Raw genomic sequence first — 25,682 nt, 5'->3', positions numbered from 1 at the left:
TTCGGAGGGGAAAGGTCAGAAGCCCCTAGGGTATAGTGGAAAAGCAGCCTTAACCCGTGAGCGTTCCACTAGGGTGTGTGGTTCCCTAGTGAATCGCCGCCGTGAGGCCAGCGAGCAGACGACGAAGCCGTGCTTGCTACTTCCCTGTCAGTAGACCAGCGGCATTAGCTTTCGAGATGAGATAGTTCATAAATGCCGAGCAAGCCACAATCATGTATTTGGCTTCATCGAAACCGACGTTTGCGGCTTCATCGCCTAGTGAGTGCCGCACCCCCTCCTCGTTACTCGCGTACCCATAGAGCTTGACGAACGCATTACGCAACGACGGATGAATCTCCACCTTCTTGTTCAGGTCGGCCAGCGCACCCGAAAGCCCCTGCGCTGATGACGTGCCAAGAATTTTAGCGACCGATTCAATCGCGCTAATCGCTTCTTTCGTGGCGTTTCGGTAGTCCGGTTCCGGCTTTTTGCCTACCAGGGCCAGGGCGGTCTGTAGATGTTCGTTTGCTCCTGCAAGCGCTGCCCTTTCTGTCGAGCGGATTGCATCCTCAACCGCACCAACCTCTTCTTTGTTCGTTATCGGCGTGAGTACGCCGGCCACGAATCGATAGCCTGAGCGCTCACGCTCCAATACGTTGTTGAACAAGCTGATAACCTTTGTGCTTGGGCCACCCGTACCGTACAGAATCGAATAGGCAGATTCCGCTAGGAACTCGATGAGGTTGTACACCTCATACCATTCCATCTCGTCATACTGGTCCCGCACCCATTGCTTTTGCCTGTATGGGCCGTGCGGCAAGTCATCGACCGGAGTTTTCGTGATACTGACAGACAGCGCGCGCGCCATGCTGACCCATTTCGAGAAGTCATGCGATTCAAATAGCGCATAGATGACGTTCCATAGAGACGACCTGAGCGGAAGGTCCATCTCATTGACTTGTAGCAACTGGGGCGTATGGGTCACGCCGATACGGTCGGAAAATCGTGGTCTCATTGGTCCCGCTTCTTTTTATCAATAAGCCGGTGGTTTAGCCAACAGCCTTACCTAGCCACTCGCGCTTGATGGGAAGGCTGTACCCCTTGCCGTACCCCGCAGCTTCATCCTTGGTTGCCCATCCGCCAATTGAATGGCGAACTTCCGTAGGGCAGCCAACATCGCGAAGACGGTCAGCCATCGAATGCTGAAATTCGGGCGCTGCGTGTTCCCACTTGTTCGCCCATAGTCGCTGGCAACGGTAGCTGATGTGCTGTCAGTATTACAGCCTTGGGTATCTGAAGTGTAACGCTGGTAGGGAAAAGGGCGGGCGCGAGTGGCCCGCCATCCCTTAGCCCAGTTTGAGCGCCAAGTCTTCAGCGCGAAGGTGTGTATAGCGCTGGAGGTGCTTCAGATTCTTATGGCCGGTGATGGCCGCAACCTCCATCACATTCAGTCCTTTCTCAAACAGGCGGCTAGCTGCTTCGTGCCGCAGGTCATGGAAATGAAGTGTGCCAAGGCCGCATTCATCGCGGACACGGCAGAAAGCGTACTTCATGGCGGACTGAGTGAGCTTGAAGACCCGCCCCTTATGAGGTGGGGCGCACCACGTGAGCGCTTCGATAGCTCGACTGGATAAAGGGACCTTGCGGGGCGTTCCATTCTTTGTCATAGGGAGAAATGCCGTGCGCGCTTCAAGGTCGATGTGTTCCCAGCGCAGCTTTGCTATCTCACCTTGGCGCATGGCTGTCTCAATGGCAAGGATGATTGCGGGGGCAATCTCGCGGTTGAAGTCTAGCGCCTTCTCAATCAGCCGCTCATCGTCACCGGCCATTAGCCGCACGTCACGCGGAAGGGGGAGCTTAGGGCGCCGGAAGCCACGTACAGGGTTGACCGTGATACCCACGTCCCATTCGTCTATCGCGACTCGGTAGACGGCTGAGATAGCGTCCAGCTCGCGACCTACGGAGCTACCGAGCACTTCCGTTATGCGCCGGTCGCGCCATTCGGCAAGGTGGGACTTGTTGAGCTGGGCAGCGGGAACGGAACAGAGTTTCTTTTCCTTCCTGAGCATCCGTTGAAGCGTTCGGCGGTCCCATTCGCTCGACCGCTTTCCCGGCATAGGATGTTCTATGTACTTCCGGAACAGGTCCCCGACAGTCGGGCCGGTATCAATGACCTTGGCCGCATGTCCGGGCTCGTGTTCCGCAGCCCAGCGCGTAGCAGCTTCCTCACTGGCGAAGGTTGCGGACAGGCTGGGGAGCCCCTTACGGCGGATTTTGACCTGCCATTTTGTCCCACGCAGGGTGATTGTGGCCATTCATGCTCTCCAAGTGATTGATTAAGAACATGAAAGTGGTCTCGTGTCGCACGACCGCGAATTCGTGAGCGGGCTGGCGAACCGGATCATCGAAGTGCGCACGGACGGCACGCTGTTCGACTTCGGCGGGAATTACGAGGAGTTCCTGACGAGTCAGGGGCAGGAGTAATTGCCCGGGCGGCCATGCCCGGCCTGATGTACCGGAAGCCCGCCAGGTGCAAGCCTGGCGGGCTTTTTCGTATTCGGGCAGACGCTCGCCGTTACCGGATCGGCTCGACGGCCATTGAAGGGGAAATGTCAGGTCGGGTGCGGCACCCTCAATGACGATTCAACGCGGCGGCGCCGTTTCCGGCCGGCAGCCGCCGCGACCGCAACAGGCGCGCCATCTCGCGCGTCGCCCGTCGCCCGGCGCCCGTCGCGTCAATCCGCGAGCCGCTTGTCGGCGAGCGCCTTGCAGCAATCTTCGTACACCCATTGCACGAGTTTCGCCCGGTAATCGAGATCGTCGGTATCGACGATTTCCTCGACCGCGTCACGCGCCCACGACGCGTCGACGAAGTCGGCGTGCCGCTTTGCGATGTCCTGCGCCAGCGCGGCCAGCTTCGCGATCGCGAGCCAGTCGGCCTGCCGGTGATGGTGGTCGAGCCAGCGGTGCGCGGCCTGCACCTGGAACGATGCGTCCGGCCAGGTTTCGTTCAGGTAAAACGCGCCGAGATTGCCGCAGGTGAGCCAGCACAGCAGCTCCAGGCGATCTTGCGAGCCGAGGATATGGGATGCGTCGGTCATGGCAGCGCTCACGAAGGCATCGATTCCGGGTGGCGCGGGCTGCAGCGGCCGGCGCCGATACTAAAAACATAGCACGATGCGGGCCACGTCGTGCGGCCTCGTGGCGTGCCGGCGTGGCGCGGATGCCGCAGCCGCGGGCAGCCGGCATCCGGCACCCGTTCGCCGGCGTCCGTGCGGACCGTTCGGTGGCGTTTGCGGTCTGGTCCGGTGTGATCGCCGGGCCGCGCCACACTCGTTAGAATGGCCGTTTTCCGGGAGACAGGAAGCGATGAAAATCTACAACCAGTTCTACATCGACGGTGCATGGCGCAAGCCGGCCGGAACGGGCACGATCGACGTGATCGACTCGGGCACCGAGGCCGTGATCGGCCGGATTCCCGAGGGCGCGGCGTCGGACGCGCAGGATGCTATCCGCGCGGCGCGTGCGGCGTTCGACGCGTGGGCCGCGACGCCGGCCGCGACGCGCGCGGGCTACCTGCGCAAGATCGTCGAGCGTCTGCAGGCGCGCAGCGAGGAACTCGCACAGTCGATCACCGGCGAAGTCGGGATGCCGATCAAGCTGTCGCGTGCGATCCAGGTCGGCGGCCCGATCTACAACTGGAAGGCGTACGCGAAGCTCGCCGAATCGTTCGAATTCGAGGCGACGGTCGGCAACTCGCTGGTGGTGCGCGAGCCGGTCGGCGTCGTCGCGGCGATCACGCCGTGGAACTACCCGCTCAACCAGGTCACGCTGAAGGTCGCGCCGGCGCTCGCGGCCGGCTGCACGGTCGTCCTGAAGCCATCCGAAGTCGCGCCGCTCAACGCGTTCATGCTCGCGGAGGCGATTCACGAAGCGGGCCTGCCGCCGGGCGTGTTCAACCTCGTATGCGGTTACGGCCCGGTCGTCGGCGAGGTGCTGGCGACCGATCCGGACGTCGACATGGTGTCGTTCACGGGTTCGACGCGCGCCGGCAAGCGCGTGGCCGAACTCGCGGCTGCGGGCGTGAAGCGCGTCGCGCTCGAACTGGGCGGCAAGTCGGCGTCGGTGATTCTCGACGATGCCGATTTCGCGACGGCGGTGAAGGGCACGGTCAACGCGTGCTACCTGAACGCGGGCCAGACCTGTTCGGCGCACACGCGGATGCTGGTGCCGGAAGCGCGCTACGACGAGGCGCGCGCGCTCGCGAAGGCGGCGGCCGAAGCGTATGTCGCGGGCGACCCGCGCCAGGAAACGACGCGCCTCGGCGCACTCGCATCGGCCGTGCAGCAGCAGCGCGTGCAGGCCTACATCCAGCGCGGGATCGACGACGGCGCGGAACTCGTGACGGGCGGCACGGGCCTGCCGGAAGGGCTCGCGAAGGGCTTCTTCGTGAAGCCGACGGTGTTCGGCCGCGTCGATCCGAAATCGACGATCGCGCAGGAAGAAATCTTCGGGCCGGTGCTGTCGATCATCACGTATCGCGACGAAGACGAAGCCGTGCGCATCGCGAACGATTCGCCTTATGGGCTCGGCGGCGCGGTGTGGGCGGGCAGCGACGAACGCGCGATGCGCGTCGCGCGCCGCATCCGCACGGGGCAGGTCGACATCAACGGCGGCACGTGGAACAGCGCCGCGCCGTTCGGCGGCTACAAGCAGTCGGGGCATGGCCGCGAGAACGGCGTGTACGGGCTCGAAGAGTATCTCGAATACAAGTCGATGCAGCTCAAGCCGGCGAATCCGGCCTGAGCGTCTCACGCCGCTTGACCCGAAACGGCACGCTCGCGTGCCGTTTTTTTATTGACGGCCGTCAAGATGCGCGTCGGTGGATCGTCGATCATCGCGTTTCCGATTTCCGATGTTTCGACGAGGTTCAGATGACCGCACGCACTTCCTTCCCGCCGCTCACGATTCGCGGCCGCACCTTGCTGCCCGTGGTGCAGGGCGGCATGGGCGTCGGCATCTCCGCGCACCGCCTCGCGGGCAGCGTCGCGCGCGAAGGCGCGCTCGGCACGATCGCGAGCATCGACCTGCGTCACCACCACGCGGACCTGCTCGCGCGCTGTCGCGTGAATCCCGACCGCGCGACGCTCGAGGCCGCGAACCTCGACGCGCTCGCGCGCGAGATTCGCCTCGCGAAGACCTACGGCGAAGGCTGCGGGATGATCGCGGTCAACGTGATGAAGGCGGTGCGCGCGCATGCGGACTACGTGCGCGTCGCGTGCGACGAAGGCGCGGACGCGATCGTGATGGGCGCGGGCCTGCCGCTCGATCTGCCCGATCTCACGCAGGGCCGCGACATCGCGCTGATCCCGATCCTGTCGGACAGCCGCGGGATCGCGCTGGTGCTGAAGAAGTGGATGAAGAAGGGGCGGCTGCCGGATGCGATCGTGATCGAGCATCCCGCGCATGCGGGCGGCCACCTCGGGGTCACGCAGATCGACGACATGCACGATGCGCGCTTCGATTTCGCGCGCGTGCTCGACGAGGCCGCGCAGGTGATGGCGTCGCTCGGCCTGGCGCGCGACACGATCCCGCTGATCGTCGCGGGCGGGATCAACAGTCACGACACGGTACGTGCGGCGCTCGCGGCCGGCGCGAACGGCGTGCAGGTCGGAACGCCGTTCGCGGTGACGGAGGAAGGTGACGCGCATCCGAACTTCAAGCGCGTACTGGCCGACGCGCTACCCGACGACATCGTCGAATTCGTCAGCGTGACGGGGCTGCCGGCGCGCGCGGTGAAGACACCGTGGCTCGATCGCTACCTGCGCAACGAAACGCGCATTCGCGACAAGCTCGGCGCGTTCAGGCAGCGCTGCCCGACCGCGCTCGAGTGCCTGAGCGTCTGCGGGCTGCGCGACGGCATCGAAAAGTTCGGCCATTTCTGCATCGACACGCGGCTCGCGGCCGCGTTGCGAGGCGACGTCGCGAACGGCCTGTTCTTCCGCGGCCGCGAAGCACTGCCGTTCGGCAACGCGATCCGCAGCGTGCGCGATCTGCTCGATCTGCTGCTGACGGGCCGTGCCGCGGCGACTGCGACAAACCGTCCGATGTTTACGCTGGCTTGACGGATATCAAAACGACGAAAAGACCCTACGAGCAGAATGGAATGCATTCTTCAGGGGTCTTTACCATGCATAAAACGATTCGAACATGTGTCACCGCTGCCGCCGTCGCGGCGAGTCTGGTCACGATACCCACGCTGTCGCACGCGGCGTCGCAGGGCGACGGGATCAACCAGGGTGACGTACTGGTCCGCCTGCGCGCGATCAGCATCCAGCCGAACGAGCGCGCGAGCGACACGCTCGGCGCGATCAATACCGGCGTGAACAACGCGATCGTGCCGGAACTCGACTTCACGTACATGATCCGCGACTACCTCGGCGTGGAGCTGATCCTCGGCACGTCGCGGCACCAGATGACGTCGAGCCTCGGCAACCTGGGCGGCGTGGGCGTGCTGCCGCCGACGCTGCTGCTGCAGTACCACTTCAACCATGCCGGCAAGGTGCGTCCGTACGTCGGCGCGGGCCTGAACTACACGTACTTCTACAACAACGGGCTCAACGTCGGCGGGGAAGGCGTGTCGATCAACAAGAGCAGCTTCGGTCCCGCGCTGCAGTTCGGCGTCGACGTGCAGTTGACGAAGAAGGTGTTCATGAACGTCGACGTGAAGAAGATCTGGATGAGCACCGATGCGACGCTCGGCGACAAGGGCATCGGCACGCTGCACATCGATCCGCTGATCGTCGGCGTGGGCGTCGGGATGAAGTTCTAAAGGTTCGAGGACAAGAACAGAGTTGGGGTTGGCGGCATGGCAGTCTGCATGCCGCTCTTTTTTTGTGCGGCCGATTTACAGCTTGTCGTACTGGAAGCGCATCGCGGTGCCTTCGCGCGTAATGCGCTCCCACACCGCCTGCTTCTCGGCGTCGCTCAGGAACACCCAGTTCGACACTTCGCCGGCCGTGCGGCCGCAGCCCTTGCAGACTTCGTCGAAGAGGGTCGAGCACACGCCGATGCAGGGGCTGTCGGGCAGGTCGTGGAGATTGGAGGCCATCGGAAGGGTTCGCGCAGTGAAATCGTCAGGGCGTCATTTTAATGCATCGGGACGGGGCGGCCGTCGGGCGCCGCTATCGTGCCGTACGGTCGCGTTGCCGTGACAGTGCGGCCGGCCGGTGGCCGGATCGCCGTCGGCGACGGCTGGCCCGCCGTGCCGTGCCGGGCAGGGCGCGCGTCGCGTGTCGCAGTGTGTGCCGCGATTTCACCGGTGAAACGGCCGCATACACCGCACGTCGCGCGTGCCGCTTGTGCTGCATGCGGCACGCGGTTTCGCCACCGCTTTCTTTTCCCGATGGACAGACGCAGATTACCCGATAGAATTCCCCCGGAACGCCCCGCTGCGCGGGCCGCCCGAGCGGCCGGCGGCGGGAATCTGTTCCGTTTGCGCGACACGGGCATGATTTTTTTGTGACGGAGCGCGAATGGTGGTAGCGTTCGGGGTTTTCGAGGGGCGGCGTGCCGGAACGCGCCGCCATGACGAGGCAGACGGCAGCCGGACAAGCGGTCCGGCCGAAGGGAGAACGGGATGAAAGCAAACGTAGTGGGCCGGTTCGCAGCGCTCGCGCTGTGCGTGGGTGCATCGGCGGCGGCGGCGAAGGATACGCAGCTCAATGTCTATAACTGGTCGGACTACATTGCGAAGGACACGATCCCGAACTTCGAGAAGCAGGCGGGCGTCAAGGTCCGCTACGACAATTACGACAGCGACGACACGCTGCAGGCGAAGCTGCTGACGGGCAGCTCGGGCTACGACATCGTCGTGCCGACCAGCAACTACGCGGGCAAGCAGATCGCCGCCGGCATCTTCACGCCGCTCGACAAGTCGAAGCTGCCGAACCTCAAGTACCTCGATCCGCAACTGATGGCGCTCGTCGCCGGCGCGGACCCGGGCAACAAGTACTCGGTGCCCTGGGCGTACGGCACGACCGGTCTCGCCTACAACCTGACGAAGGCGCAGCAGGCGCTCGGCAAGGTCCCGCTCGACAACTGGGACATCCTGTTCAAGCCGGAAAACATCTCGAAGCTGAAGACCTGCGGCGTGTCGGTGCTCGACGCGCCGGACCAGATGTTCGCGGCGGCGCTGCACTACATCGGCAAGGATCCGATGAGCACGAACCCGGCCGACTACAAGGCCGCGATGGAGGTGCTGAAGAAGATCCGCCCGTACATCACGCAGTTCAACTCGTCGGGCTACATCAACGACCTGGTCGGCGGCGACATCTGCTTCGCGTTCGGCTGGTCGGGCGACGTCGTGATCGCGAAGCATCGCGCGATCGAGGCGAAGAAGCCGTACAAGGTCGAGTACTACATCCCGAAGGGCGGCGCGCCGGTCTGGTTCGACGTGATGGCGATCCCGAAGGACGCGAAGAACAAGGACGCCGCGCTGCAGTGGATCAACTACATCGAGGATCCGAAGGTGCACGCGGCGATCACGAACGCCGTGTACTACCCGAGCGCGAACGCCGAGTCGCGCAAGTACGTGCGGCCCGACGTCGCGAACGATCCGGCCGTCTATCCGCCGGCCGACGTCGTGAAGACGCTGTTCCTGCTCAAGCCGCTGCCGCCTGAAATCCAGCGTCTGCAGACGCGTCTGTGGACCGAGCTGAAATCGGGCCGCTGAAGCGAACCGGAGTCAGCCAGCAGTCATGAAGCCCCTGGTGTCCCCGGGGGCTTTGTTCGTCAAACGCAGGAGAGAAGCAGCACATCATGAATAGCCAGTCGGGTGCGCCGGTCGCGGGCGCACCGTCCTTCGTTCCTTCGTCCGGCGCCGATACGCGCGCCGAGAATTTTGTCCAGATCGTCGACGTCGTCAAGAAATTCGGCGAGACCGAAGTGGTGCGCAGCGTGAACCTGACGGTGCGCCAGGGCGAGCTGTTCGCGCTGCTCGGCAGCTCGGGTTCCGGCAAGTCGACGCTGCTGCGCATGCTGGCGGGCCTCGAGACGGTCACGTCGGGCAAGATCCTGATCGACGGCGAGGACCTCGCACAGCTGCCGCCGTACAAGCGGCCCGTGAACATGATGTTCCAGTCGTATGCGCTGTTTCCGCACATGTCGGTCGAATCGAACGTCGCCTACGGCCTGAAGCAGGAAGGCACGCCGAAGGCGGAGCTGAAAGAGCGCGTCGCCGCGGCGCTCGAGCTCGTGCAGATGAGCAAGTACGCGAAGCGCAAGCCGCACCAGCTGTCGGGCGGCCAGCAGCAGCGCGTCGCGCTCGCGCGTTCGCTCGTCAAGCGCCCGAAGGTGCTGCTGCTCGACGAGCCGATGTCGGCGCTCGACAAGCAGATCCGCCAGCGCACGCAGATCGAGCTCGTCAACATCCTGAACAAGGTCGGCGTCACCTGCATCATGGTCACGCACGACCAGGAAGAGGCGATGACGATGGCGAACCGGCTCGCCGTGATGAGCGAAGGGCAGATCGTGCAGATCGGCTCGCCGAACGAAGTCTACGAATATCCGAACAGCCGCTTCTCGGCCGAGTTCATCGGCTCGACCAACCTGTTCGAAGGCGTCACCGTCGAGGACGAACCCGATTACGTGTACATCGAATCGCCGGAGCTGCCGAGCCGGCTGTACGTGAGCCACGGGATCACGGGTCCGCTCGGGATGCCGGTCACGGTGTCGGTGCGCCCCGAGCGGATCGCGCTCACGCGCAAGCCGCCCGAAGGCGCGTTCAACTGGGCGCACGGCAAGATCACCAACGTCGCGTACATGGGCGGCTACTCGCTGTATCACGTGAAGCTCGACGCGGGCAAGACGGTGATCGCGAACGTGTCGAGCCTCGCGATCTCCGAGCTCGACACGCCGGCGCTCGGCGACGAGATCTACGTGCGCTGGAGCGCGACCGCTGGCGTGGTGCTGACGTCATGAGCACGCTCAAGTCCCTGCTCGCATGGCCCGTGCGACGCTTCAACCTGACCGGCGGCTCGGCGGTCGTCGCGGGGCCGTACACGTGGCTCGTGCTGTTCTTCCTCGTGCCGTTCGTGCTGGTCGTGAAGATCAGCTTCGCGGAGCTGCAGCTCGGCATCCCGCCGTATACGGAACTCGCGTCGTTTGCGGACGGCGTGGTGCACATCGCGCTGAACCTGTCGCACTACGCGTTCCTGCTCACCGACAGCCTGTATTTCGCGACCTACGTGAATTCGGTGGTGGTCGCGGCGATCACGACGCTGCTGTGCCTGCTGATCGGTTATCCGATGGCGTACTACATCGCGCGTTCGAACCCGGCGACCCGCAACCTGCTGATGATGGGCGTGATGCTGCCGTTCTGGACGTCGTTCCTGATCCGCGTGTACGCGTGGATCGGGATCCTGAAGAACAACGGGCTCCTGAACAACTTCCTGATGTGGATCGGCCTGACCCATACGCCGATCGAGCTGTACCGCACCAACTACGCGGTGTACATCGGGATGGTGTATTCGTACCTGCCGTTCCTCGTGATGCCGCTGTACGCGCATCTCGTGAAGATGGACCTGCGCCTGCTCGAAGCCGCGTACGATCTCGGCGCGAAGCCGTGGAGGGCGTTCGTGCAGATCACGCTGCCGCTGTCGAAGAACGGGATCATCGCGGGCTGCCTGCTGGTGTTCATTCCGGCGGTGGGCGAGTACGTGATTCCGGAACTGCTCGGTGGCGCGAACACGCTGATGATCGGCCGCGTGATGTGGAATGAGTTCTTCAACAACGCAGACTGGCCGATGGCGTCGGCCGTGACCTGCGCGATGGTGCTGCTGCTGCTCGTGCCGATGGCGATGTTCCAGCATTTCCAGGCGAAGGAGCAGGAGGGCCGTCGTCGATGAAGCCGAATCGTTACCTGCAGTTCGCGGCGCTGTTCGCCGGCTTCGCGTTCCTGTATATCCCGATCATCAGCCTGATCGTCTATTCGTTCAACGAGTCGAAGCTCGTCACCGTGTGGTCGGGTTTCTCGTTCCGCTGGTACTCGGCGCTCGTGGAGGACGACGAGCTGCTGACGGCCGCGTGGCTGTCGCTGAAGATCGGCGTGCTGACCGCGTTCGCGTCGGTGTTCATCGGCACGTGGGCCGGTTTCGTGCTCGCGCGGATGGGGCGCTTTCGCGGCTTTGCGCTGTTCAGCGGGATGATCAACGCACCGCTGGTGATCCCCGAGGTGATCCAGGGGATCTCGCTGCTACTGCTGTTCATCGAGCTCGCGAAGTGGATCGGCTGGCCGGCCGAGCGTGGCGTATTCACGATCTGGCTGGGCCACGTGATGCTGTGCATCTCGTACGTCGCGATCATCGTGCAGTCGCGCGTGCGCGAGCTGAACCCGTCGCTCGAGGAAGCCGCGCTCGATCTCGGCGCGACGCCGCTGAAGGTGTTCTTCACGATCACGCTGCCGCTGATCTCGCAGGCGCTGATCGCGGGCTGGCTGCTGTCGTTCACGCTGTCGATCGACGACCTCGTGCTGTCGGCGTTCCTGTCGGGCCCCGGCTCGACGACGCTGCCGCTCGTCGTGTTCTCGCGCGTGCGCCTCGGCCTGAACCCGGAGATGAACGCGCTCGCGACGCTGTTCATCGTCGCGGTGACGGCGGGCGTCGTGATCGCGAACTTCGTGATGCTGCGCCAGGAACGCAAGCGGATGGCCGCGTTCGCCGTCTGACGCGCTCACGCACAGGTTGCCGACGCAACGAACAACGCCCGGTGCCGACGACGAGTCGGCCCGGGCGTTTTGTTTGGTGTGCGAGCCGCGTGCGGCTTATGCGCTGAATGCGGCCTTCGCGAGCAACCCGAGCGCGACGCACACGAGCACCGCAGCGAAGCCGGCCTGCACATGCCGCGCGGACAGGTGCCGGGACGCGCTGCGGCCGATCGCCATCCCGATTGCCGTCGCGACCGTGAACCACAGCATCATGTCGAGCGGCGCCCGCGTGCCCGATACGAGCGTCGCGAACACGCCGCCGGTGCCGACCAGCGCGATCACCATCAGCGACGTCGCGACCACGCCGTGCATCGACACGTTCGTGAACTTGCGCAGCATCGGCACGATGACGAAACCGCCGCCGACACCGAGCAAGCCCGTCATCAGCCCCGTTACCGCGCCGGTCGACGCGAGCGCGAGCCCGACCGGCCAGGACCAGACGAGCCGGCCCGTGTCGGGATTCACGCGGCCGACGCACAGCGGCGACGCGTCCGCGTCGCCGGGCGCGTGACGCAGCGCCTGCCGCAGCAGGCGGCCCGCGACGACCAGCATCGTCAGCGCGAACAGCGCGAGCAGCACGCGTTGCGGCAGCACGTGCGCGAGCTTCACGCCGAGCGTCGTGAGCGGCACGCCGGCGACGGCCATCAGCAGCGCCGCGCGATAGCGCACGAGCCCGCGGCGAAACCCTTCGAGCGCGCCGAGCGCGGCGCTGCCCGCGACCGCGACGAGCGCGACGGGCGTGGCCTGCTGCATCGGCCAGCCCATCCCGACGACGAGCGCGGGCACCGCGAGAATGCCGCCGCCCGCGCCGGTGAGGCCGAGCACGGCGCCGACGAAGCCGCCGAGTACGAGGGAAATCAGCATGGTGTCATCGGGTTCCGGTCAGCGTGCGATCGCGGGCTTCGCGAGCCATTCGCGGCCCTTGAGCATCGCCTTCCAGTAGAGCGGCGGCAGCACGCGCTCCTTGAGCAGCCACGCGAGCCGCGACGGGCGCCTGCCGTCGATCAGCCACGCGGGGAAGGTCGGCGCGACCTTGCCGCCGTACAGGAATTCCGCGAGCACGATCTTGCCGCGCTCGACGGTGAGCGGGCACGAGCCGTAGCCGTCGTACGCGGCGTCGCCGTGCGCGCGGCCCAGCGACGCGAGCACGTTGTGCGCGACGACGGGCGCCTGCTTGCGCGCGGCCGCGGCAGTTTTCGCGTTGGTCGTGTTGGTGACGTCGCCGAGCGCGAAGATGTCCGCGAACTGCTTGTGCCGCAGCGTCGCCGGATCGACGTCGATCCAGCCGGCCGCGTCGGCGAGCGGGCTCGCGCGCACGAAATCGGGCGCCTTCTGCGGCGGCACGACGTGGATCATGTCGAACGGACGCTCGATGGTTTCCGTGCCGCCGTCGGGCAGCGCGCGCCTGAACGTCGCGCGCCGCGCCGGCCCGTCGATCGCGACGAGGTTGTGGCCGAACGACAGCGCGATGTCGTAGCGTTTCACGTACTCCATCAGCGCGGGCACGTAATCGGCGACCCCGAACAGCGCACCGCCCGCATTCAGGAACTCGACGTTCGCGGCACCGAGGCGGCCCGCGCGCCGCCAGTGATCGCACGACAGGTACATCGCCTTTTGCGGCGCGCCCGCGCACTTGATCGGCATCGGCGGCTGCGTGAACAGCGCGTTGCCGCCGCGGAACGCCTGCACCAGTTCCCACGTGTACGGCGCGAGATCGTAGCGATAGTTCGACGTGACGCCGTTGCGGCCGAGCGTTTCCGCGAGGCCGTCGATCGCGTGCCAGTCGAGCTTGAGGCCCGGGCACACGACCAGCTTGCGATAGCCGATGCGCCGGCAGCCGTCGAGCACCACCGTATGCGCGTCAGGCTCGAAGCCGGCGACGGCGGCCCGGATCCACTTCACGCCGCGCGGCAGCAGGTCGACGATCGGGCGCGCGGTCGTGTCGGGCCGGAACACGCCCGCGCCGACCATCGTCCAGCCCGGCTGGTAGTAGTGCGTATCGGCCGGGTCGATCACCGCGATATCGAGCGATGCGTCGCGTGCCAGCAGGCTCGACGCGACCGCGACACCGGCCGCACCCGCGCCGACGATCACGATGTCGTGCCGCGCGTCGATGGCCGGCGCGGCCTGGCGGCCATCTTGCGAGAGACCTCGTGCGAGACGCGGCGCGAGCGCGCCGAGGTCGTAGCCGGCCGTGGCGGCGATCGCGACGATGTCGCCGGCCGGGCGCCGGCCTGCCTGCGACAGCGCCCACAGCGTCGCCGAACGCGTGCCGCTGCGGCAGTACACGAGTACCGGGCCGGCGAGCGACGCGACGAGCGTGCCGAACTGCGCGGCCTGGTCGTCGGTGACCTTGCCGGTATCGACGGGCAGGTAGTGCACGGCGATGCCGAGCGGCGCGGCGGCGGCGCGGATCTCGGCGACGGTCGGCTGGTCGGCGCCTTCGCCGTCCGGGCGGTTGCAGACGATCGTGCGGATGCCGGCCGCGTGCAGTGCGGGCAGGTCGGTCGCGGCGATCTGGGGCGAGACCGACAGCAGGTCGGTCAGCGGGCGGATGGTCATGTCGGGGGTTCTCCGGTCGGGGCGGCGGCTCAGATCGCGTCGAGCGGGATCTTCAGGTAGCGCACGCCATTGTTTTCGGGCTCGGGCAGGTGGCCGGCGCGCATGTTGACCTGCACCGACGGCAGCATCAGCACGGGCATGTCGAGCGTCGCGTCGCGCGCGGTGCGCATGGCGACGAAATCGTCCTCGGTCACGCCGTCCTTCACGTGCACGTTCGCGCGACGCTGCTCGGCCACCGTCGTCACGAACTGCACGTCGCGGCCGCCCGGCTGGTAGTCGTGGCACAGATACAGGCGCGTGTCGGGCGGCAGGGCGAGCACGCGCGCGATCGAACGGTACAGCGTGCGCGCGTCGCCGCCCGGGAAGTCGCAGCGGGCGGTGCCGTAGTCGGGCATGAACAGCGTGTCGCCGACGAACGCTGCGCGCTGCGTCGCGTCGTCGACGCAGTAGGTCAGGCACGCGGGCGTATGGCCCGGCGTGTGCAGCGCGCGGATCGTCAGCGCGCCGAGCGCGAGCGTGTCGCCGTCGTCGAGCAGGCGGTCGAACTGGCGGCCGTCCTGCGCGAAGCCGGGGCCGGCGTTGAACAGCGTGCCGAATACGTGCTGCACGCGGCGCACGTGCGAGCCGATCGCGATCTGTCCGCCGACGTGCGCCTTCAGGTACGGCGCGGCCGACAGATGGTCGGCATGCACGTGCGTTTCCAGCAGCCAGTGGACGGTCGCGCCGAGTTCGGCGACGCGTGCGATCAGCCGGTCGGCGCTGGCGGTGTGCGTGCGGCCGGATTTCGGGTCGTAGTCGAGCACGCTGTCGATCAGCGCGCATGCGCGGCTTTCGGTGTCGAGCAGCAGATAGCTGACGGTGTGGGTCGCCGGGTCGAAAAAGCCTTCGACCGACAGCAGGGGGGCATGGCTCACGGGATGTCCTCGATCGGGTTCTGCGTCTGCAATCGGGCATCCCATGTTCAAGAAGCATGCCAATTCGCGCTGCGATGCCGGGCGATGTGGCAGGTGCTTGATTCGGTTCGGATTTTTGGCGTGGCCGTGGTGTGTCGCGGGCACCGCCGACGGGGTGCCGTCGATGACGACTGCCATATCTGGCAGTGTCATGGCAGAATTGGCAGTCCACTTGGCAGTCCGTCCGCCCATCCGTTCCCGAGCCTCCCCATGAATCCGCACGACACCATTCCGATCGCTCCCGCGCCGTCGCGCGACGTCATGCCCGACGTGCGCGCGCTCGTCGCGTATCTGGAACAGGATCCGCAGCCGATGATCGTCGTCGATCCCGACTACCGCATCCTCGCCGCGAACGATGCGTACCGGCGCCAGTTCGGCGTGGCGGGCGTCGAGCACGTCGGCCGGCACTGCTTCCAGGTTTCGCATCATTACGACGTGCCGTGCGACCAGGCGGGCGAGCATTGCCCGATGAAGCAGGCGCGCGAGTCGCGCAGCCTGAACCGCGTGCTGCACATTCACCATACGCCGCGCGGCCCCGAGCACGTCGACGTGGAGTTGCGGCCGATCTTCGATGCGCGCGGCGACGTGATCGCCTACGTCGAGCGGTTGACGACGGTGCGCAGCGCGTCGGCGCAGCCGAGTGCGGAAGGGCTCGTCGGCGGCGCCGACGCGTTCAATGCGGCACTCGGCGCGCTGCAGCGCGTCGCGCCGTCGATGCTGCCCGTGCTGCTGCTCGGCGAATCGGGTACCGGCAAGGAACTGTTCGCGCGGGCGCTGCACGAGGCGAGCGAGCGTGCGATGGGGCCGTTCGTGGTGGTCGACTGTTCGGGCATCGCCGAGACGCTGTTCGAGAGCGAACTGTTCGGCTACGAGAAGGGCGCGTTTACCGGCGCGAACCAGCGCAAGCCGGGCCTCGTCGAGACCGCGCAGGGCGGCACGCTGTTTCTCGACGAGATCGGCGACGTGCCGCTGCCGATGCAGGTGAAGCTGCTGCGGCTGATCGAGTCGGGGACGTTCCGGCGCGTCGGCGGCGTCGAGGCGCTGCGCGCGGATTTCCGGCTCGTCGCGGCGACCCACAAGCCGCTGCGCGAGATGATCGACGACGGCCGGTTCCGCCAGGACCTGTACTACCGGATCAACGCGTTCCCGATTCCGCTGCCTGCGCTGCGCGAGCGGCGTGGCGACGTCGCGCTGCTGGCCGAGTCGATCCTGCGGCGCATCGCGAATGCGCGCGCCGGCGCGGGCGACGCGAGCGCGCGGCCGTTCGCGGCCCGGCCGTTCGTGCTGACCGAGCGTGCGCGCGCGTGCCTCGATGCCTATGCATGGCCGGGCAACATCCGCGAGCTGCGCAACGTGCTCGAGCGCGCGTGCCTGTTCGCGGACGACGGCACGATTCGCGTCGAGCATCTGCCGGCCGAGCTGGTCGCGGCTTCGGCGACGCCACAGGCGCGTGCGGCGGACGCGCGCGGCCTGTCGGACGCGGAGCTCGTGCGGCTTGCCGGCACGTTCGACGGTACGCGCAAACAACTGGCCGAGCACGTCGGGATGAGCGAGCGCACGCTGTACCGGCGGATGAAGGCGCTCGGGCTCGGGGTGCGCGACCGGTGAGCGGGCGCGTCGTGCCTGGCAGTCGTCTATCATGATTGACGATAAAAAATGACTGATCTACACAAAATAATTATCGTTTTACGATAATTATTTGGCTTACAATCGATGCGTGTTCACACCCTGTCGAGGAGGTCGCATGCATTCCAATCGCATTGCCCGTATCAGTCAGCGCATGGCTACCGTCACGCTGTGGTTCATCGTCGGCATGCTGGTGCTCAACGCCGCGTGCTGGGCGTTCCCGTCGTTGAGCGCGGCCACCGGGCCCGGCTTCGTATTCGGCCTCACCGATTCGGTGGTCACGAACCTGGGCGTCGATGTCGGCGCGTTCCCGTGGTGGCAGAAGGCCGTCGGCATCCTGCTGTCGAGCGTCCCGCTCGTTGCGCTCGCGGGCGGCCTGCGCCATTTGCGCGAGCTGTTCCGGACCTACGCACGGCGCGACTATTTCTCGGCACAGGCGGCCGGCCATCTCGGCAAGACGGGGCGCGCGATCGGTCTGTGGGTGCTGTTGAGCCTGCTGTGCGAACCGCTGCTGAGCGTGTGGGCGACGTTTCGCGAACCGGTCGGCCATCGCGTCGTCAGCATCGGCTTCAGCCTGCCGTACGTCGTCGCGCTGTTCACGGCGGCCTGTATCGCGGTGATCGCGCACATCCTGCGGCAGGCGAGCGAGCTCGATGCCGAACACCGGCAGTTCGTCTGAGGCGCGCGATGTCGATCGTGGTCAAACTCGATGTGATGCTCGCGACCCGCAAGGTCCGCTCGAAGGATCTCGCGGCGGCCGTCGGGATCACCGAGCAGAACCTGTCGCTGCTCAAGCAAGGCAAGGTCAAGGGCATCCGCTTCGCGACGCTGGAGGCGATCTGCCGGTATCTCGACTGTCAGCCGGGCGACCTGCTCGCGTTCAGCGATGACGGCGGCGGCGAGCCGGATTGACGTGCCGCAGCCGCCGGTCGTCGACGCGGCGCGGCGGCGTCGGCCGGGCATCGTGGCAGTTGCAAGCGTGGTCGCCGTGTTGCTGCATGCGATCGGTTGGTATGCGCTGCAGCGGATGCCGGCGGCGCGCGGGCCGGTTGCGGCCCGGGTCGATGCGTCGTCGGGCCGGATTGCATTGAGCGTCCGGTTGATTCCCGTGACGCCCGAACCTGCGCCCGCAACCGAGGTCGACCGGCGCACCGGTCCGACAGCGGCCATGCGAGGGCCGCGCGAACCGAAAACCCGTCCCGGCGCAGCGACGCCGCGCAGGGCGACACGTTCGCTTTCGGCCGCGCCCGCGGAGGCAACGACCGGCGGCGCGCCGGATTCGGTTGAAAGCAGCCCGGTGCGTGTGCCGACCCCCGTCGTCGACTGGGGGCGTGATCTGGCGACGATCGGCACGCGTCGCCCGACGGGGCGCAGCCCTGCGGCGGCCACGGTCGGTGCGCTGGGCGCATCGTCCGGCCTCCCGGCCGCGCGTCGCCATTCGGTCGACGAGACGCTGGCAAGCGGGGTGTCGGACGCACGGCGCGCCGACTGCCGACGCGCCTACTCGAGTGCCGGCTTGCTCGCACTCCCGATGCTCGCGCTGGATGCGGTTCGCGATACGGGCTGCAAGTGGTAAGGAAGCACGCGGCTCGGCGCTGCAGGTGAGACGTGATCGCGCGGCGCTTCCGACGCGCGACCAGAGACGAGCCGGCTCGCCTGACGACGTGTCCGGGCGGCGCGCAACGGCCACGCACCGCCCGGGCCGCCCGGGCGTTGGACCCTCAACGCGCCGGCGCAAGCTGCGCCATCGCCTCGCGCATGAAGCCGAGCAGCGTGTCGTCGACCCATGAGTCCTTCGTCAGCGCCGGCTCGGTCATCATCGCCTTGCGGAATTTCGCGTGCGTGGCCGGGTCGTTGCCCGCGTAGCTGCGGAACAGGTCGAGCCAGCGTTGCGCGAGCGCGCGGCCTTCCGGCGAATCGGGCTGCGCGCCCGCATCGATCGCGTCGCGCACGTCGCCCATCAGTTGCGGCCATTCCATCGAGCGTTCACCGAAGTGCGCCCGCATGAAGCGGATCTCGTCCGGCGCGAGATACTGCTCGAAGATCCGCATCTTCGTTTCCGCGGACGCGCGCAGCACATAGTCGCGCAGCACGGTCGAGATGCCGAGTTTCGACTGCATCGACGGTTCGCGCTCGTGCATCAGGTTGAGCTTCGCCAGCAGCCGCGGATCGTTGTTCGTGTCGCGCACGAGCAGCGCCATCCAGCGGCCGGCAAGCGCGCGTGCGCGCGCGTCCTCGGGCGGCACGCCCGCGTCGTGCAGCGCACGCACGTCGGCGACGAGCGCGATCCATTCCGCGTCGCCGGCCTGGCTCTTGCGATACATCGGCAGACGCGCGAGTTCTTCCTCGGAAAAGTATTTGTCGTACACGGTCATCAACTCCAGTGTGGTGAGCCAATCGGCCAGCTCCGGCTCCGTGCCCGCGGCGAGTTGTGCGTGCAGGTGCACGAGCCGCTCGCGCAGCTGCGCGGTCTGCGCGAGCTGATGGTCGAGCGACGCGATCTGCCTCGCGACGAGCGCGACGAGCGGGGTGCCGGGCCGGTTCAGGTAGTCGCCGATTTCGGCGAGCGACAGTCCGAAGCGACGCAGGGCCTGGATCTGGTGGAGCCGGGCGATGTCGTCGCGGTCGTACAGCCGGTAGCCGTTGTCGGCACGCGCCGAAGGCGTCAGGAGGCCGATCGCGTGATAGTGATGAAGCGTGCGGACGGTCAGGCCGCTGCGTTTCGCCAGTTCTCCCACTTTCAGCCGCATGGTGTCCTCCGTTCGGTGCGCACACTGGAGTCTCGAACGTTACGCTACGTGAGGGTCAAGCGGAAGATCGCGGATCGGCGCGCGGGGGTGATCCCGCGCGCCCGACGCAAACGGCACGCCATTGCGGTCATTGCGGCGACGGCGGCGCGTCGGGCGTGGCCGCGCGCGCCTGGGCGGTGGGGGCGATTCGAGCCGCGTTGCCGATGTCGCCGGCCGGGTCGGCCTTTCCAGCCTTTTCAGCCTTGCCGGCTTTGCCGGTCGGGTCGACCGGCGGCGTGCCCATCGCCTGATAGAGCCGCGCGGTATCCGCGAAGCGTGCGCCGGTCGCGCGGATCTCGTCGAGCCGCGCGTTGCGGTACTGCAGCTCGCTTGCTCGCGCGGCCGACGGCGGCAGTGCGCCGAGCCGCACGCGGGCGGCCGCGTCGTCGTACGCGCCGCGCGCGGACAGCGCGGCGCGCGACGACGCATCGAGCGCCTCCGCGTCGTGCTCGAGCGCGGCGAGCGAATCCGCGACGTTCTGGAAGGCGGCGAGCACGGTCTGCTTGTACTGGTCGACTGCCGCCTCGTAGGTCGCCTTCGCCGCACGGCGCTGCGCGAGCAGCGCGCCGCCGTGGAACAGCGGCTGGCTCAGCGATGCACCGACGTTCCAGATCGAACCGGCGCCCGACAGCATCGCCGGCCAACTGAAACCGCCTTTGCCCATCGCCGCCGACAGCGACAGCTGCGGGAACAGCTGCGCGGTCGCGAGACCGACTTCGGCGGCGGCCGCCTTCAGCCCCGCGTCGGCGGCCTGGATGTCGGGGCGGCTTTGCAGCAGGTCCGACGGCACGACCACCGGCACTTGCGCGGGCAGGTGCAGGTCGGCGAGCGTGAGGTCGGCGGGCGGCCGGTCGGGCGTGCGGCCGACCAGCACGGCCAGCGCATGGCGTGCCGAATCGCGCTGCTGGCGCAGCGCGGGCAGGCTCGCGGCGAAGGTGTCCGCGTTTTGCTGCGCGTTCAGTGCGTCGCTGCGCGACGCCGAGCCGAGCGCGTAGCGGCGTTGCGCGTCGTGCGCCTGGTCGTTCGCGAGCGCGACGAGCCGTTCGGTGGTGGCGATCTGCGCGTTGAGCACCGACACCGTGATCGACGCGGTGACGATGTTCGCGGCGAGTGCCCGGCGTGCCGATTCGAGCTGGAACGCGCTGACGTCGACGCGTTTCGCGAGTGCACGGTTCGCGAAGCGCGATACGCCGAACAGGTCGACCGTATAGCTCGCCTGCAGTTGCCCGACGAACGTGTCGTACAGCAACGTCGGCGCGCCGAGCGCGGGGATCGGCACGCCGAGCGCACGCTGGCGCGTGGCCTGGCCGCCGGCGTCGATTGACGGCAGCATCGAGCTGCCGATCTGCCCGCGTAGCTGCTCGCGCGCGGCATCCAGCGAGTGCGCGGCCGCGCCGAGCGTCGGGCTGTTGCGCAGCCCTTCGTCGACGAGTGCGTTCAGCGCATCCGAACGGTACTGCGTCCACCAGTCGGGCACGGGCTGCGCGCCGACGTCGAACTGCTGCGCGACGCCTTGCGCGGCGACGGTCTGCGGCACTTGCGGCGCGGCGCCGTAATGCGCGGGCGACGGCATCGCGGGCGGCTCGCCGCTCGGCGCGAACCATGCGCAGCCGGCGAGCGGGCCGGAGAGGCTCGCGGCCGCGAGCACCCGCGCGGCCTTCGTTTTCAGGTTCATCGACAGTTCCATGATCAGGCTCCCGACCGCGCGGCGGGCGTGCCGCCGTCGTGCGGCGGGGCGTCGCGCGGGTCGCGTTCGTCGCGCTTCACGCGGAACCACGCGGCGTACAGCGCGGGCAGGTAGAACAGCGTCAGCACGGTCGCGCTCGTGATGCCGCCCATCAGCGCGGTCGCCATCGGCCCGAAGAAGTTCGAGCGCAACAGCGGGATCAGCGCGAGCACGGCGGCCGCGGCCGTCAGCGTGATCGGGCGGAAGCGCCGCACGGTCGCGCCGACGATCGCGTCGAAGCGTCCGTGGCCGGCCGCGATGTCCTGCTCGATCTGGTCGACGAGAATCACCGAGTTGCGCATGATGATCCCGAACATCGCGATCACGCCGAGCATCGCGACGAAGCCGAACGGCTGGCCGAACAGCAGCAGCGTGCCGACCACGCCGATCAGGCCGAGCGGGGCGGTCAGCACGACCATCAGCACGCGCGAGAAGCTCTGCAGCTGGATCATCAGCAGCGTGAACACGGCGATCGCCATCAGCGGCATCTGCGCGTTGATCGACGTCTGCGCCTTCGCGCTTTCCTCGACCGACCCGCCGATGTTGATCTGGTAGCCGACCGGCAGTTGCGCGCGCAACGCATTCAACTTGCCGTCGATCGCATGCGTGACGTCGATGCCCTGTGCACCGGCGCGGACGTCGGACTGCACGGTGATGGTCGGCTGGCGATCGCGTTCCCACACGACGCCGTATTCGAGCGTCGGCGTGAAGCGGCCGAGCGAACCGAGCGGCACGGGGCCGTTCGGCGTCGGCATCGCGAGGCCCGCGAGCTGCGCGGGATCGACGCGATCGGCGCGCGGCGCACGCAGGTCGACCGCGATCAGCTTGTCGCGTTCGCGGTATTGCGTGACGGTCGTACCGGACAGCGTCATCGCGAGGAAGCTCGACACGTCCTGCGACGTGACGTTCAGCTCGCGCGCCTTCTTCTGGTCGAGCTCGAAGCGCACCGAACGTTCGGCCGGCTCGTCCCAGTCGAACTGCACGTGAACCGCGCGCGCGTCGCCGCGCATCGTCGCCGCGACCTTCTCGGCGATCGCGCGCACCGTCGCGATGTCGTCGCCGCTCACGCGGAACTGCACGGGGTAGCCGACGGGCGGCCCGTTCTCGAGCCGCGACAGGCGCCAGCGCACGGCCGGGAAGCGGTCGCGCAGCGTGGTCTCGAGCCAGGCCGCGAGCTTCTCGCGGTCCTCGACGGATTTCGCGGTGACGACGAACTGCGCGAAGTTCGGCAACTGCAGCTGCTGGTCGAGCGGCAGGTAGAAGCGCGGCGCGCCGCTGCCGACGAAATTCACCGAATGGTCGATCTCGGGCCGCTTGTCGAGCACCTTCTCGAGGCGTTCGGTCTCGCGCAGCGTCGCCGCGAACGACGCGCCTTCGGGCAGGCGCAGGTCGATCAGCAGCTCGGGGCGATCGGAGCTCGGGAAGAACTGCTGCGGCACGAGCGAGAAGCCCGCCAGCGCGACGACGAACAGCGCGCCGGTGATCAGCAGCACGACGAAGCGCCGCTCGATGCACCAGTCGATCCAGCCGCGCAAGCGCGTGTAGAAGCGCGTGTCGTAGATGTCGTGCTCGTGATCGTCCGGCAGGTGCGCTTCGTGCGCGTGCTTCTTGCGTTCGGGCAGCAGGTGGAAGCCCAGCAGCGGGATCAGCACGACGGCCGCGAACCACGACGCGATCAGGGCGATCGCCGACACCTCGAAGATCGAGCGCGTGTACTCGCCGGTACTCGATTTCGCGAGCGCGATCGGCAGGAAGCCCGACACCGTGACGAGCGTGCCCGTCAGCATCGGGAACGCGGTGCTCGTGTACGCGAACGCGGCGGCGCGCGCGCGGCTGTAACCCTGCTCGAGCTTCACGGCCATCATCTCGACCGCGATGATCGCGTCGTCGACGAGCAGCCCGAGCGCGAGCACGAGCGTGCCGAGCGACACCTTGTGCAGCCCGATGTCGAACAGGTACATGAACAGGGCCGTGACGGCGAGCACGACCGGAATCGAGATCACGACGACCATCCCGGTGCGCAGGCCGAGCGACACGAGGCTCACGACCAGCACGATCGCGACCGCTTCGGCGACGGCTTCGAGGAAGTCGTCGACCGAATGCGCGACCGCATGCGGCATGCTCGACACCAGCGTCAGCTTGAGGCCGGCCGGCAGCTGCGCCTGCAGATCCTTCGATTCGGCGTCGAGCGCCTTGCCGAGCCGGATCACGTCGCCGCCCGGCTGCATCGTCACGCCGATGCCGAGCACGGCATGACCGTTCGCACGCATCTGCGTGACGGCCGGATCGTCGTAGCCGCGCTTCACGGTGGCGAGATCGCCGAGCCGGAACGTGCGGCCGTTGATGCGGATCAGCGTGTCGGCGATCGTGGCGACGTTGTCGAACTGGCCGCTCGGCCGCACGAATACGCGGTCGTCGGCGGTCGTCAGCACGCCGGCCGACGAGATGTCGTTCTGCGCGTTGATCGCCTGCCCGAGTTGCTGCGGCGAGATGCCGAGGCGCGTGAGCTGCGCATTGTTCACTTCGATGAAGATCCGCTGGTCGGGATCGCCGAAATAGTCGACCTTGCCGACGCCGGGCACGCGCAGCAGCACGGTGCGCAGCTGGTCCGCATAGTCGTGGAGCTGCGCGGGCGTGAAGCCGTCGCCTTCGAGCGTCCAGATGTTGGTGTAGACGTCGCCGAACTCGTCGTTGAAGAACGGGCCCTGCACGCCGGGCGGCAGCGTATAGCCGATGTCGCCGACCTTCTTGCGGATCTGGTACCAGGTCTCGGGCACGTCCTTCACGGGCGCCGAGTCCTTCATCGTGAAGAAGATCAGCGATTCGCCGGGCCGCGAATAGCTGCGCAGGAAGTCGATGGCCGGCGTTTCCTGCAGCTTGCGGCCGATCCGGTCGGTCACCTGTTCCTGCACCTGCCGCGCGCTCGCGCCGGGCCAGAACGTGCGGATCACCATCACGCGGAACGTGAACGGCGGGTCTTCGGATTGCGCGAGCCGCGTGTACGCGAGGATGCCCGCGAGCGTCGCGAGCGCGATCAGGTAGACGACCAGCGCCTGGTGGCGCAGCGCCCATGCCGACAGGTTGAACCGGCCTTCTTCGCGGGGGCCGCTCATGACGGGAATTCCTCCGGATGCAGCGGCGCGATCGGCCGCACCTTCTCGCCCGCGCTGACCGTATGCACGCCTTGCAGCACGACGCGCTCGCCCGGCTGCAGCCCGTGCGACACGGTGACGGTGCGTTCGTTGAAGCGCGCGACGTCGACGCGGCGCAGCTCGAGCGTGTCGTCCTTCGCGCGCACGACCCACAGGGCCGGATGCGGGCCGTCGTGGAACAGCGCGGTCGCGGGCAGCGTGACGCTCGGCGCGTTGCCGGCAACCGGCGCGCCGTCGAACGCGACATTCGCGGTCATCCCGAGGCGCACGGCCGGATCGGGCGCGGCAAGCGTGAGCTTCACACGCCAGGTGCGGCTTTGCGGATCGGCGGCCGGCGCGATTTCGCGCACCTTCGCGGCGAACTGGCGGCCCGGCAGCGACGGCAGCGTGACGCTCGCCGCGTGACCGGGCGCGAGCGACGCGAGCGCGGCCTCGGGCACGTCGCTGACGACGTCGACGTCGCCCGACCACGCGAGCTGGTAGACGGCCTGGCCGGCCGATACGTTCTGGCCGGTGTCGGCCTGTTCGGCGGTGATGGTGCCGGCGTGATCGGCGACGAGGGTCGCATAGCGGAGCTGGTTCCTCGCGAGCGCGAGCTGCTGCTGCGCCTGGTCGCGCTGCGCGAGCGCTGACGTGTAGCTGTTCTCGGTCTGCTCCAGCTGCGCCGTTGCGATCAGGTTCTCGCGCGCCTGCGCGCGATCGCGATCGCGCTGCTGCTTCGCGAATGCGAGGCTGTGCGATGCCGCATCGAGTTGCGCCTGCGCGCTCGCGGCGTTCTTCTCGACGTCGGACGGATCGAGCAGCGCGACGACCTGGCCGGCCTTGACGGTATCGCCGAGCCGCACCTTGCGTTCGACGATCTTGCCCGCGATGCGGAACGACAGCGGCGTCGCATAACGTGGCTGGATCTCGCCGGGCAGCGTGGCGGCGGCCGCGGCGCCGTCGGCGCGCGCGGGCAGCGCGACGACCGGGCGCGGCGCGGGCGGCGCGGCTTCCTTCGGATGACAGGCGGCGAGGACGAGCGCGGTGCCGATCAGCAGCACGGCGCGGGAACCGGAGCGATTCACGAAACCCCCAGATGAGGTGAGAGCGGAACGAAGCCGGCAAGCGCGGCGGGCGCTTGCCCCGAGT

Annotated in this window: 22 protein-coding genes and 1 pseudogene; 12 read left to right on the top strand and 11 right to left on the bottom strand. The window is 67.3% G+C overall.

The window, feature by feature from the left end; translation table 11 throughout:
• Positions 1-136: 136 nt before the first annotated feature.
• Both U4Y91_RS35705 and U4Y91_RS35700 read right to left on the bottom strand, forming a co-directional pair.
• On the bottom strand, positions 137-994 hold the full coding sequence (locus U4Y91_RS35705; protein WP_321808990.1) for an AbiJ-NTD4 domain-containing protein: 858 nt from the start codon (positions 992-994) through the stop codon (positions 137-139).
• A 331-nt stretch (positions 995-1,325) separates the two neighbouring features.
• The gene (locus U4Y91_RS35700; protein WP_321808989.1) at positions 1,326-2,294 is read right to left on the bottom strand and encodes a site-specific integrase; all 969 of its coding nucleotides are present in this window, start codon (positions 2,292-2,294) and stop codon (positions 1,326-1,328) included.
• 43 nt (positions 2,295-2,337) lie between these two features.
• Between U4Y91_RS35700 and U4Y91_RS35695 the strand changes: the two are divergent.
• A pseudogene (locus U4Y91_RS35695) lies at positions 2,338-2,463 on the top strand (hypothetical protein); the annotation flags it as partial.
• 251 nt (positions 2,464-2,714) lie between these two features.
• Here the strand turns inward: U4Y91_RS35695 and U4Y91_RS35690 are convergent.
• On the bottom strand, positions 2,715-3,080 hold the full coding sequence (locus U4Y91_RS35690; RefSeq protein WP_321808988.1) for a hypothetical protein: 366 nt from the start codon (positions 3,078-3,080) through the stop codon (positions 2,715-2,717).
• A 268-nt stretch (positions 3,081-3,348) separates the two neighbouring features.
• On the opposite strand from U4Y91_RS35690, the gene U4Y91_RS35685 reads away from it, so the two are divergent.
• The 3 genes from U4Y91_RS35685 (at position 3,349) to U4Y91_RS35675 (ending at position 6,811) form a co-directional block, all read left to right on the top strand.
• The gene (locus U4Y91_RS35685; protein ID WP_321808987.1) at positions 3,349-4,785 is read left to right on the top strand and encodes an aldehyde dehydrogenase family protein; all 1,437 of its coding nucleotides are present in this window, start codon (positions 3,349-3,351) and stop codon (positions 4,783-4,785) included.
• Positions 4,786-4,913: 128 nt separating this feature from the next.
• On the top strand, positions 4,914-6,104 hold the full coding sequence (locus U4Y91_RS35680) for a nitronate monooxygenase family protein (RefSeq protein WP_321808986.1): 1,191 nt from the start codon (positions 4,914-4,916) through the stop codon (positions 6,102-6,104).
• 65 nt (positions 6,105-6,169) lie between these two features.
• Complete coding sequence (locus U4Y91_RS35675; protein WP_321808985.1) at positions 6,170-6,811, top strand: OmpW/AlkL family protein; 642 nt, start codon at positions 6,170-6,172, stop codon at positions 6,809-6,811.
• Between the two features lie 75 nt (positions 6,812-6,886).
• Here U4Y91_RS35675 and U4Y91_RS35670 read toward each other — a convergent pair whose 3' ends face one another.
• On the bottom strand, positions 6,887-7,090 hold the full coding sequence (locus U4Y91_RS35670) for a DUF1289 domain-containing protein (RefSeq protein WP_321808984.1): 204 nt from the start codon (positions 7,088-7,090) through the stop codon (positions 6,887-6,889).
• A gap of 528 nt (positions 7,091-7,618) precedes the next feature.
• On the opposite strand from U4Y91_RS35670, the gene U4Y91_RS35665 reads away from it, so the two are divergent.
• The 4 genes from U4Y91_RS35665 to U4Y91_RS35650 all read left to right on the top strand — a co-directional run bounded on the left by U4Y91_RS35665 (position 7,619) and on the right by U4Y91_RS35650 (position 11,704).
• On the top strand, positions 7,619-8,713 hold the full coding sequence (locus tag U4Y91_RS35665) for a polyamine ABC transporter substrate-binding protein (RefSeq protein ID WP_321808983.1): 1,095 nt from the start codon (positions 7,619-7,621) through the stop codon (positions 8,711-8,713).
• A gap of 86 nt (positions 8,714-8,799) precedes the next feature.
• Positions 8,800-9,960: an ABC transporter ATP-binding protein gene (locus U4Y91_RS35660; RefSeq protein WP_321808982.1), complete on the top strand. Its 1,161-nt coding sequence runs from the start codon at positions 8,800-8,802 to the stop codon at positions 9,958-9,960.
• Complete coding sequence (locus U4Y91_RS35655) at positions 9,957-10,886, top strand: ABC transporter permease subunit (RefSeq protein WP_321808981.1); 930 nt, start codon at positions 9,957-9,959, stop codon at positions 10,884-10,886. The genes U4Y91_RS35660 and U4Y91_RS35655 overlap by 4 nt, the downstream gene beginning before the upstream one ends.
• Positions 10,883-11,704, top strand: coding sequence for an ABC transporter permease subunit (locus U4Y91_RS35650; RefSeq protein WP_321808980.1), 822 nt, complete (start codon positions 10,883-10,885; stop codon positions 11,702-11,704). Before U4Y91_RS35655 ends, U4Y91_RS35650 begins: the two co-directional genes overlap by 4 nt.
• A gap of 96 nt (positions 11,705-11,800) precedes the next feature.
• Here U4Y91_RS35650 and U4Y91_RS35645 read toward each other — a convergent pair whose 3' ends face one another.
• From U4Y91_RS35645 to U4Y91_RS35635, 3 genes are read right to left on the bottom strand one after another with little or no spacing between them, the layout of a single operon-like run.
• Complete coding sequence (locus U4Y91_RS35645) at positions 11,801-12,607, bottom strand: sulfite exporter TauE/SafE family protein (RefSeq protein ID WP_321808979.1); 807 nt, start codon at positions 12,605-12,607, stop codon at positions 11,801-11,803.
• 18 nt (positions 12,608-12,625) lie between these two features.
• Positions 12,626-14,305 (bottom strand): TIGR01244 family sulfur transferase, encoded by a 1,680-nt coding sequence (locus U4Y91_RS35640; RefSeq protein ID WP_321808978.1) that lies wholly within the window; start codon positions 14,303-14,305, stop codon positions 12,626-12,628.
• A gap of 29 nt (positions 14,306-14,334) precedes the next feature.
• Positions 14,335-15,264 (bottom strand): MBL fold metallo-hydrolase, encoded by a 930-nt coding sequence (locus tag U4Y91_RS35635; protein ID WP_415750530.1) that lies wholly within the window; start codon positions 15,262-15,264, stop codon positions 14,335-14,337.
• 204 nt (positions 15,265-15,468) lie between these two features.
• Between U4Y91_RS35635 and U4Y91_RS35630 the strand changes: the two genes are divergently transcribed.
• From U4Y91_RS35630 to U4Y91_RS35615, 4 genes are all read left to right on the top strand, one after another.
• Positions 15,469-16,866 carry a sigma-54 interaction domain-containing protein gene (locus U4Y91_RS35630; RefSeq protein ID WP_321808976.1) on the top strand — a complete coding sequence of 466 codons (1,398 nt, stop codon included), beginning with the start codon at positions 15,469-15,471 and terminating at the stop codon, positions 16,864-16,866.
• Between the two features lie 136 nt (positions 16,867-17,002).
• A complete protein-coding gene (locus tag U4Y91_RS35625; RefSeq protein WP_321808975.1) occupies positions 17,003-17,563 on the top strand; it encodes a DUF2975 domain-containing protein in 561 nt (186 codons plus the stop codon).
• Positions 17,564-17,571: 8 nt separating this feature from the next.
• Positions 17,572-17,796: a helix-turn-helix domain-containing protein gene (locus U4Y91_RS35620; protein ID WP_048250941.1), complete on the top strand. Its 225-nt coding sequence runs from the start codon at positions 17,572-17,574 to the stop codon at positions 17,794-17,796.
• Positions 17,771-18,460, top strand: coding sequence for a hypothetical protein (locus U4Y91_RS35615; RefSeq protein WP_321808974.1), 690 nt, complete (start codon positions 17,771-17,773; stop codon positions 18,458-18,460). Before U4Y91_RS35620 ends, U4Y91_RS35615 begins: the two co-directional genes overlap by 26 nt.
• A 145-nt stretch (positions 18,461-18,605) precedes the next feature.
• Here U4Y91_RS35615 and U4Y91_RS35610 read toward each other — a convergent pair whose 3' ends face one another.
• From U4Y91_RS35610 to U4Y91_RS35595, 4 genes are all read right to left on the bottom strand, one after another.
• Entirely contained in the window at positions 18,606-19,634 is a 1,029-nt protein-coding gene (locus U4Y91_RS35610) for a MerR family transcriptional regulator (protein WP_321808973.1), read from the bottom strand.
• A gap of 127 nt (positions 19,635-19,761) precedes the next feature.
• On the bottom strand, positions 19,762-21,360 hold the full coding sequence (locus U4Y91_RS35605) for an efflux transporter outer membrane subunit (RefSeq protein WP_321808972.1): 1,599 nt from the start codon (positions 21,358-21,360) through the stop codon (positions 19,762-19,764).
• A gap of 2 nt (positions 21,361-21,362) precedes the next feature.
• The gene (locus tag U4Y91_RS35600) at positions 21,363-24,512 is read right to left on the bottom strand and encodes an efflux RND transporter permease subunit (protein ID WP_321808971.1); all 3,150 of its coding nucleotides are present in this window, start codon (positions 24,510-24,512) and stop codon (positions 21,363-21,365) included.
• A complete protein-coding gene (locus U4Y91_RS35595; RefSeq protein ID WP_321808970.1) occupies positions 24,509-25,618 on the bottom strand; it encodes an efflux RND transporter periplasmic adaptor subunit in 1,110 nt (369 codons plus the stop codon). The genes U4Y91_RS35600 and U4Y91_RS35595 overlap by 4 nt, the downstream gene beginning before the upstream one ends.
• Positions 25,619-25,682 lie beyond the last annotated feature (64 nt).

It is taken from the genome of Burkholderia sp. BCC1993, from assembly GCF_905339865.1.
Classification (GTDB): Bacteria; Pseudomonadota; Gammaproteobacteria; order Burkholderiales; family Burkholderiaceae; genus Burkholderia.
This window is presented reverse-complemented; position numbering and strand designations above follow the sequence as displayed.

Excerpts from the sequence above, each read along its gene's own strand:
- U4Y91_RS35705 (WP_321808990.1), bottom strand. The coding sequence starts at position 994 with ATGAGACCACGATTTTCCGACCGTATCGGCGTGACCCATACGCCCCAG.
- U4Y91_RS35700 (WP_321808989.1), bottom strand. The coding sequence starts at position 2,294 with ATGGCCACAATCACCCTGCGTGGGACAAAATGGCAGGTCAAAATCCGC.
- U4Y91_RS35690 (WP_321808988.1), bottom strand. The coding sequence starts at position 3,080 with ATGACCGACGCATCCCATATCCTCGGCTCGCAAGATCGCCTGGAGCTG.
- U4Y91_RS35685 (WP_321808987.1), top strand. The coding sequence starts at position 3,349 with ATGAAAATCTACAACCAGTTCTACATCGACGGTGCATGGCGCAAGCCG.
- U4Y91_RS35680 (WP_321808986.1), top strand. The coding sequence starts at position 4,914 with ATGACCGCACGCACTTCCTTCCCGCCGCTCACGATTCGCGGCCGCACC.
- U4Y91_RS35675 (WP_321808985.1), top strand. The coding sequence starts at position 6,170 with ATGCATAAAACGATTCGAACATGTGTCACCGCTGCCGCCGTCGCGGCG.
- U4Y91_RS35670 (WP_321808984.1), bottom strand. The coding sequence starts at position 7,090 with ATGGCCTCCAATCTCCACGACCTGCCCGACAGCCCCTGCATCGGCGTG.
- U4Y91_RS35665 (WP_321808983.1), top strand. The coding sequence starts at position 7,619 with ATGAAAGCAAACGTAGTGGGCCGGTTCGCAGCGCTCGCGCTGTGCGTG.
- U4Y91_RS35660 (WP_321808982.1), top strand. The coding sequence starts at position 8,800 with ATGAATAGCCAGTCGGGTGCGCCGGTCGCGGGCGCACCGTCCTTCGTT.
- U4Y91_RS35655 (WP_321808981.1), top strand. The coding sequence starts at position 9,957 with ATGAGCACGCTCAAGTCCCTGCTCGCATGGCCCGTGCGACGCTTCAAC.
- U4Y91_RS35650 (WP_321808980.1), top strand. The coding sequence starts at position 10,883 with ATGAAGCCGAATCGTTACCTGCAGTTCGCGGCGCTGTTCGCCGGCTTC.
- U4Y91_RS35645 (WP_321808979.1), bottom strand. The coding sequence starts at position 12,607 with ATGCTGATTTCCCTCGTACTCGGCGGCTTCGTCGGCGCCGTGCTCGGC.
- U4Y91_RS35640 (WP_321808978.1), bottom strand. The coding sequence starts at position 14,305 with ATGACCATCCGCCCGCTGACCGACCTGCTGTCGGTCTCGCCCCAGATC.
- U4Y91_RS35635 (WP_415750530.1), bottom strand. The coding sequence starts at position 15,264 with ATGGGATGCCCGATTGCAGACGCAGAACCCGATCGAGGACATCCCGTG.
- U4Y91_RS35630 (WP_321808976.1), top strand. The coding sequence starts at position 15,469 with ATGAATCCGCACGACACCATTCCGATCGCTCCCGCGCCGTCGCGCGAC.
- U4Y91_RS35625 (WP_321808975.1), top strand. The coding sequence starts at position 17,003 with ATGCATTCCAATCGCATTGCCCGTATCAGTCAGCGCATGGCTACCGTC.
- U4Y91_RS35620 (WP_048250941.1), top strand. The coding sequence starts at position 17,572 with ATGTCGATCGTGGTCAAACTCGATGTGATGCTCGCGACCCGCAAGGTC.
- U4Y91_RS35615 (WP_321808974.1), top strand. The coding sequence starts at position 17,771 with ATGACGGCGGCGGCGAGCCGGATTGACGTGCCGCAGCCGCCGGTCGTC.
- U4Y91_RS35610 (WP_321808973.1), bottom strand. The coding sequence starts at position 19,634 with ATGCGGCTGAAAGTGGGAGAACTGGCGAAACGCAGCGGCCTGACCGTC.
- U4Y91_RS35605 (WP_321808972.1), bottom strand. The coding sequence starts at position 21,360 with ATGGAACTGTCGATGAACCTGAAAACGAAGGCCGCGCGGGTGCTCGCG.
- U4Y91_RS35600 (WP_321808971.1), bottom strand. The coding sequence starts at position 24,512 with ATGAGCGGCCCCCGCGAAGAAGGCCGGTTCAACCTGTCGGCATGGGCG.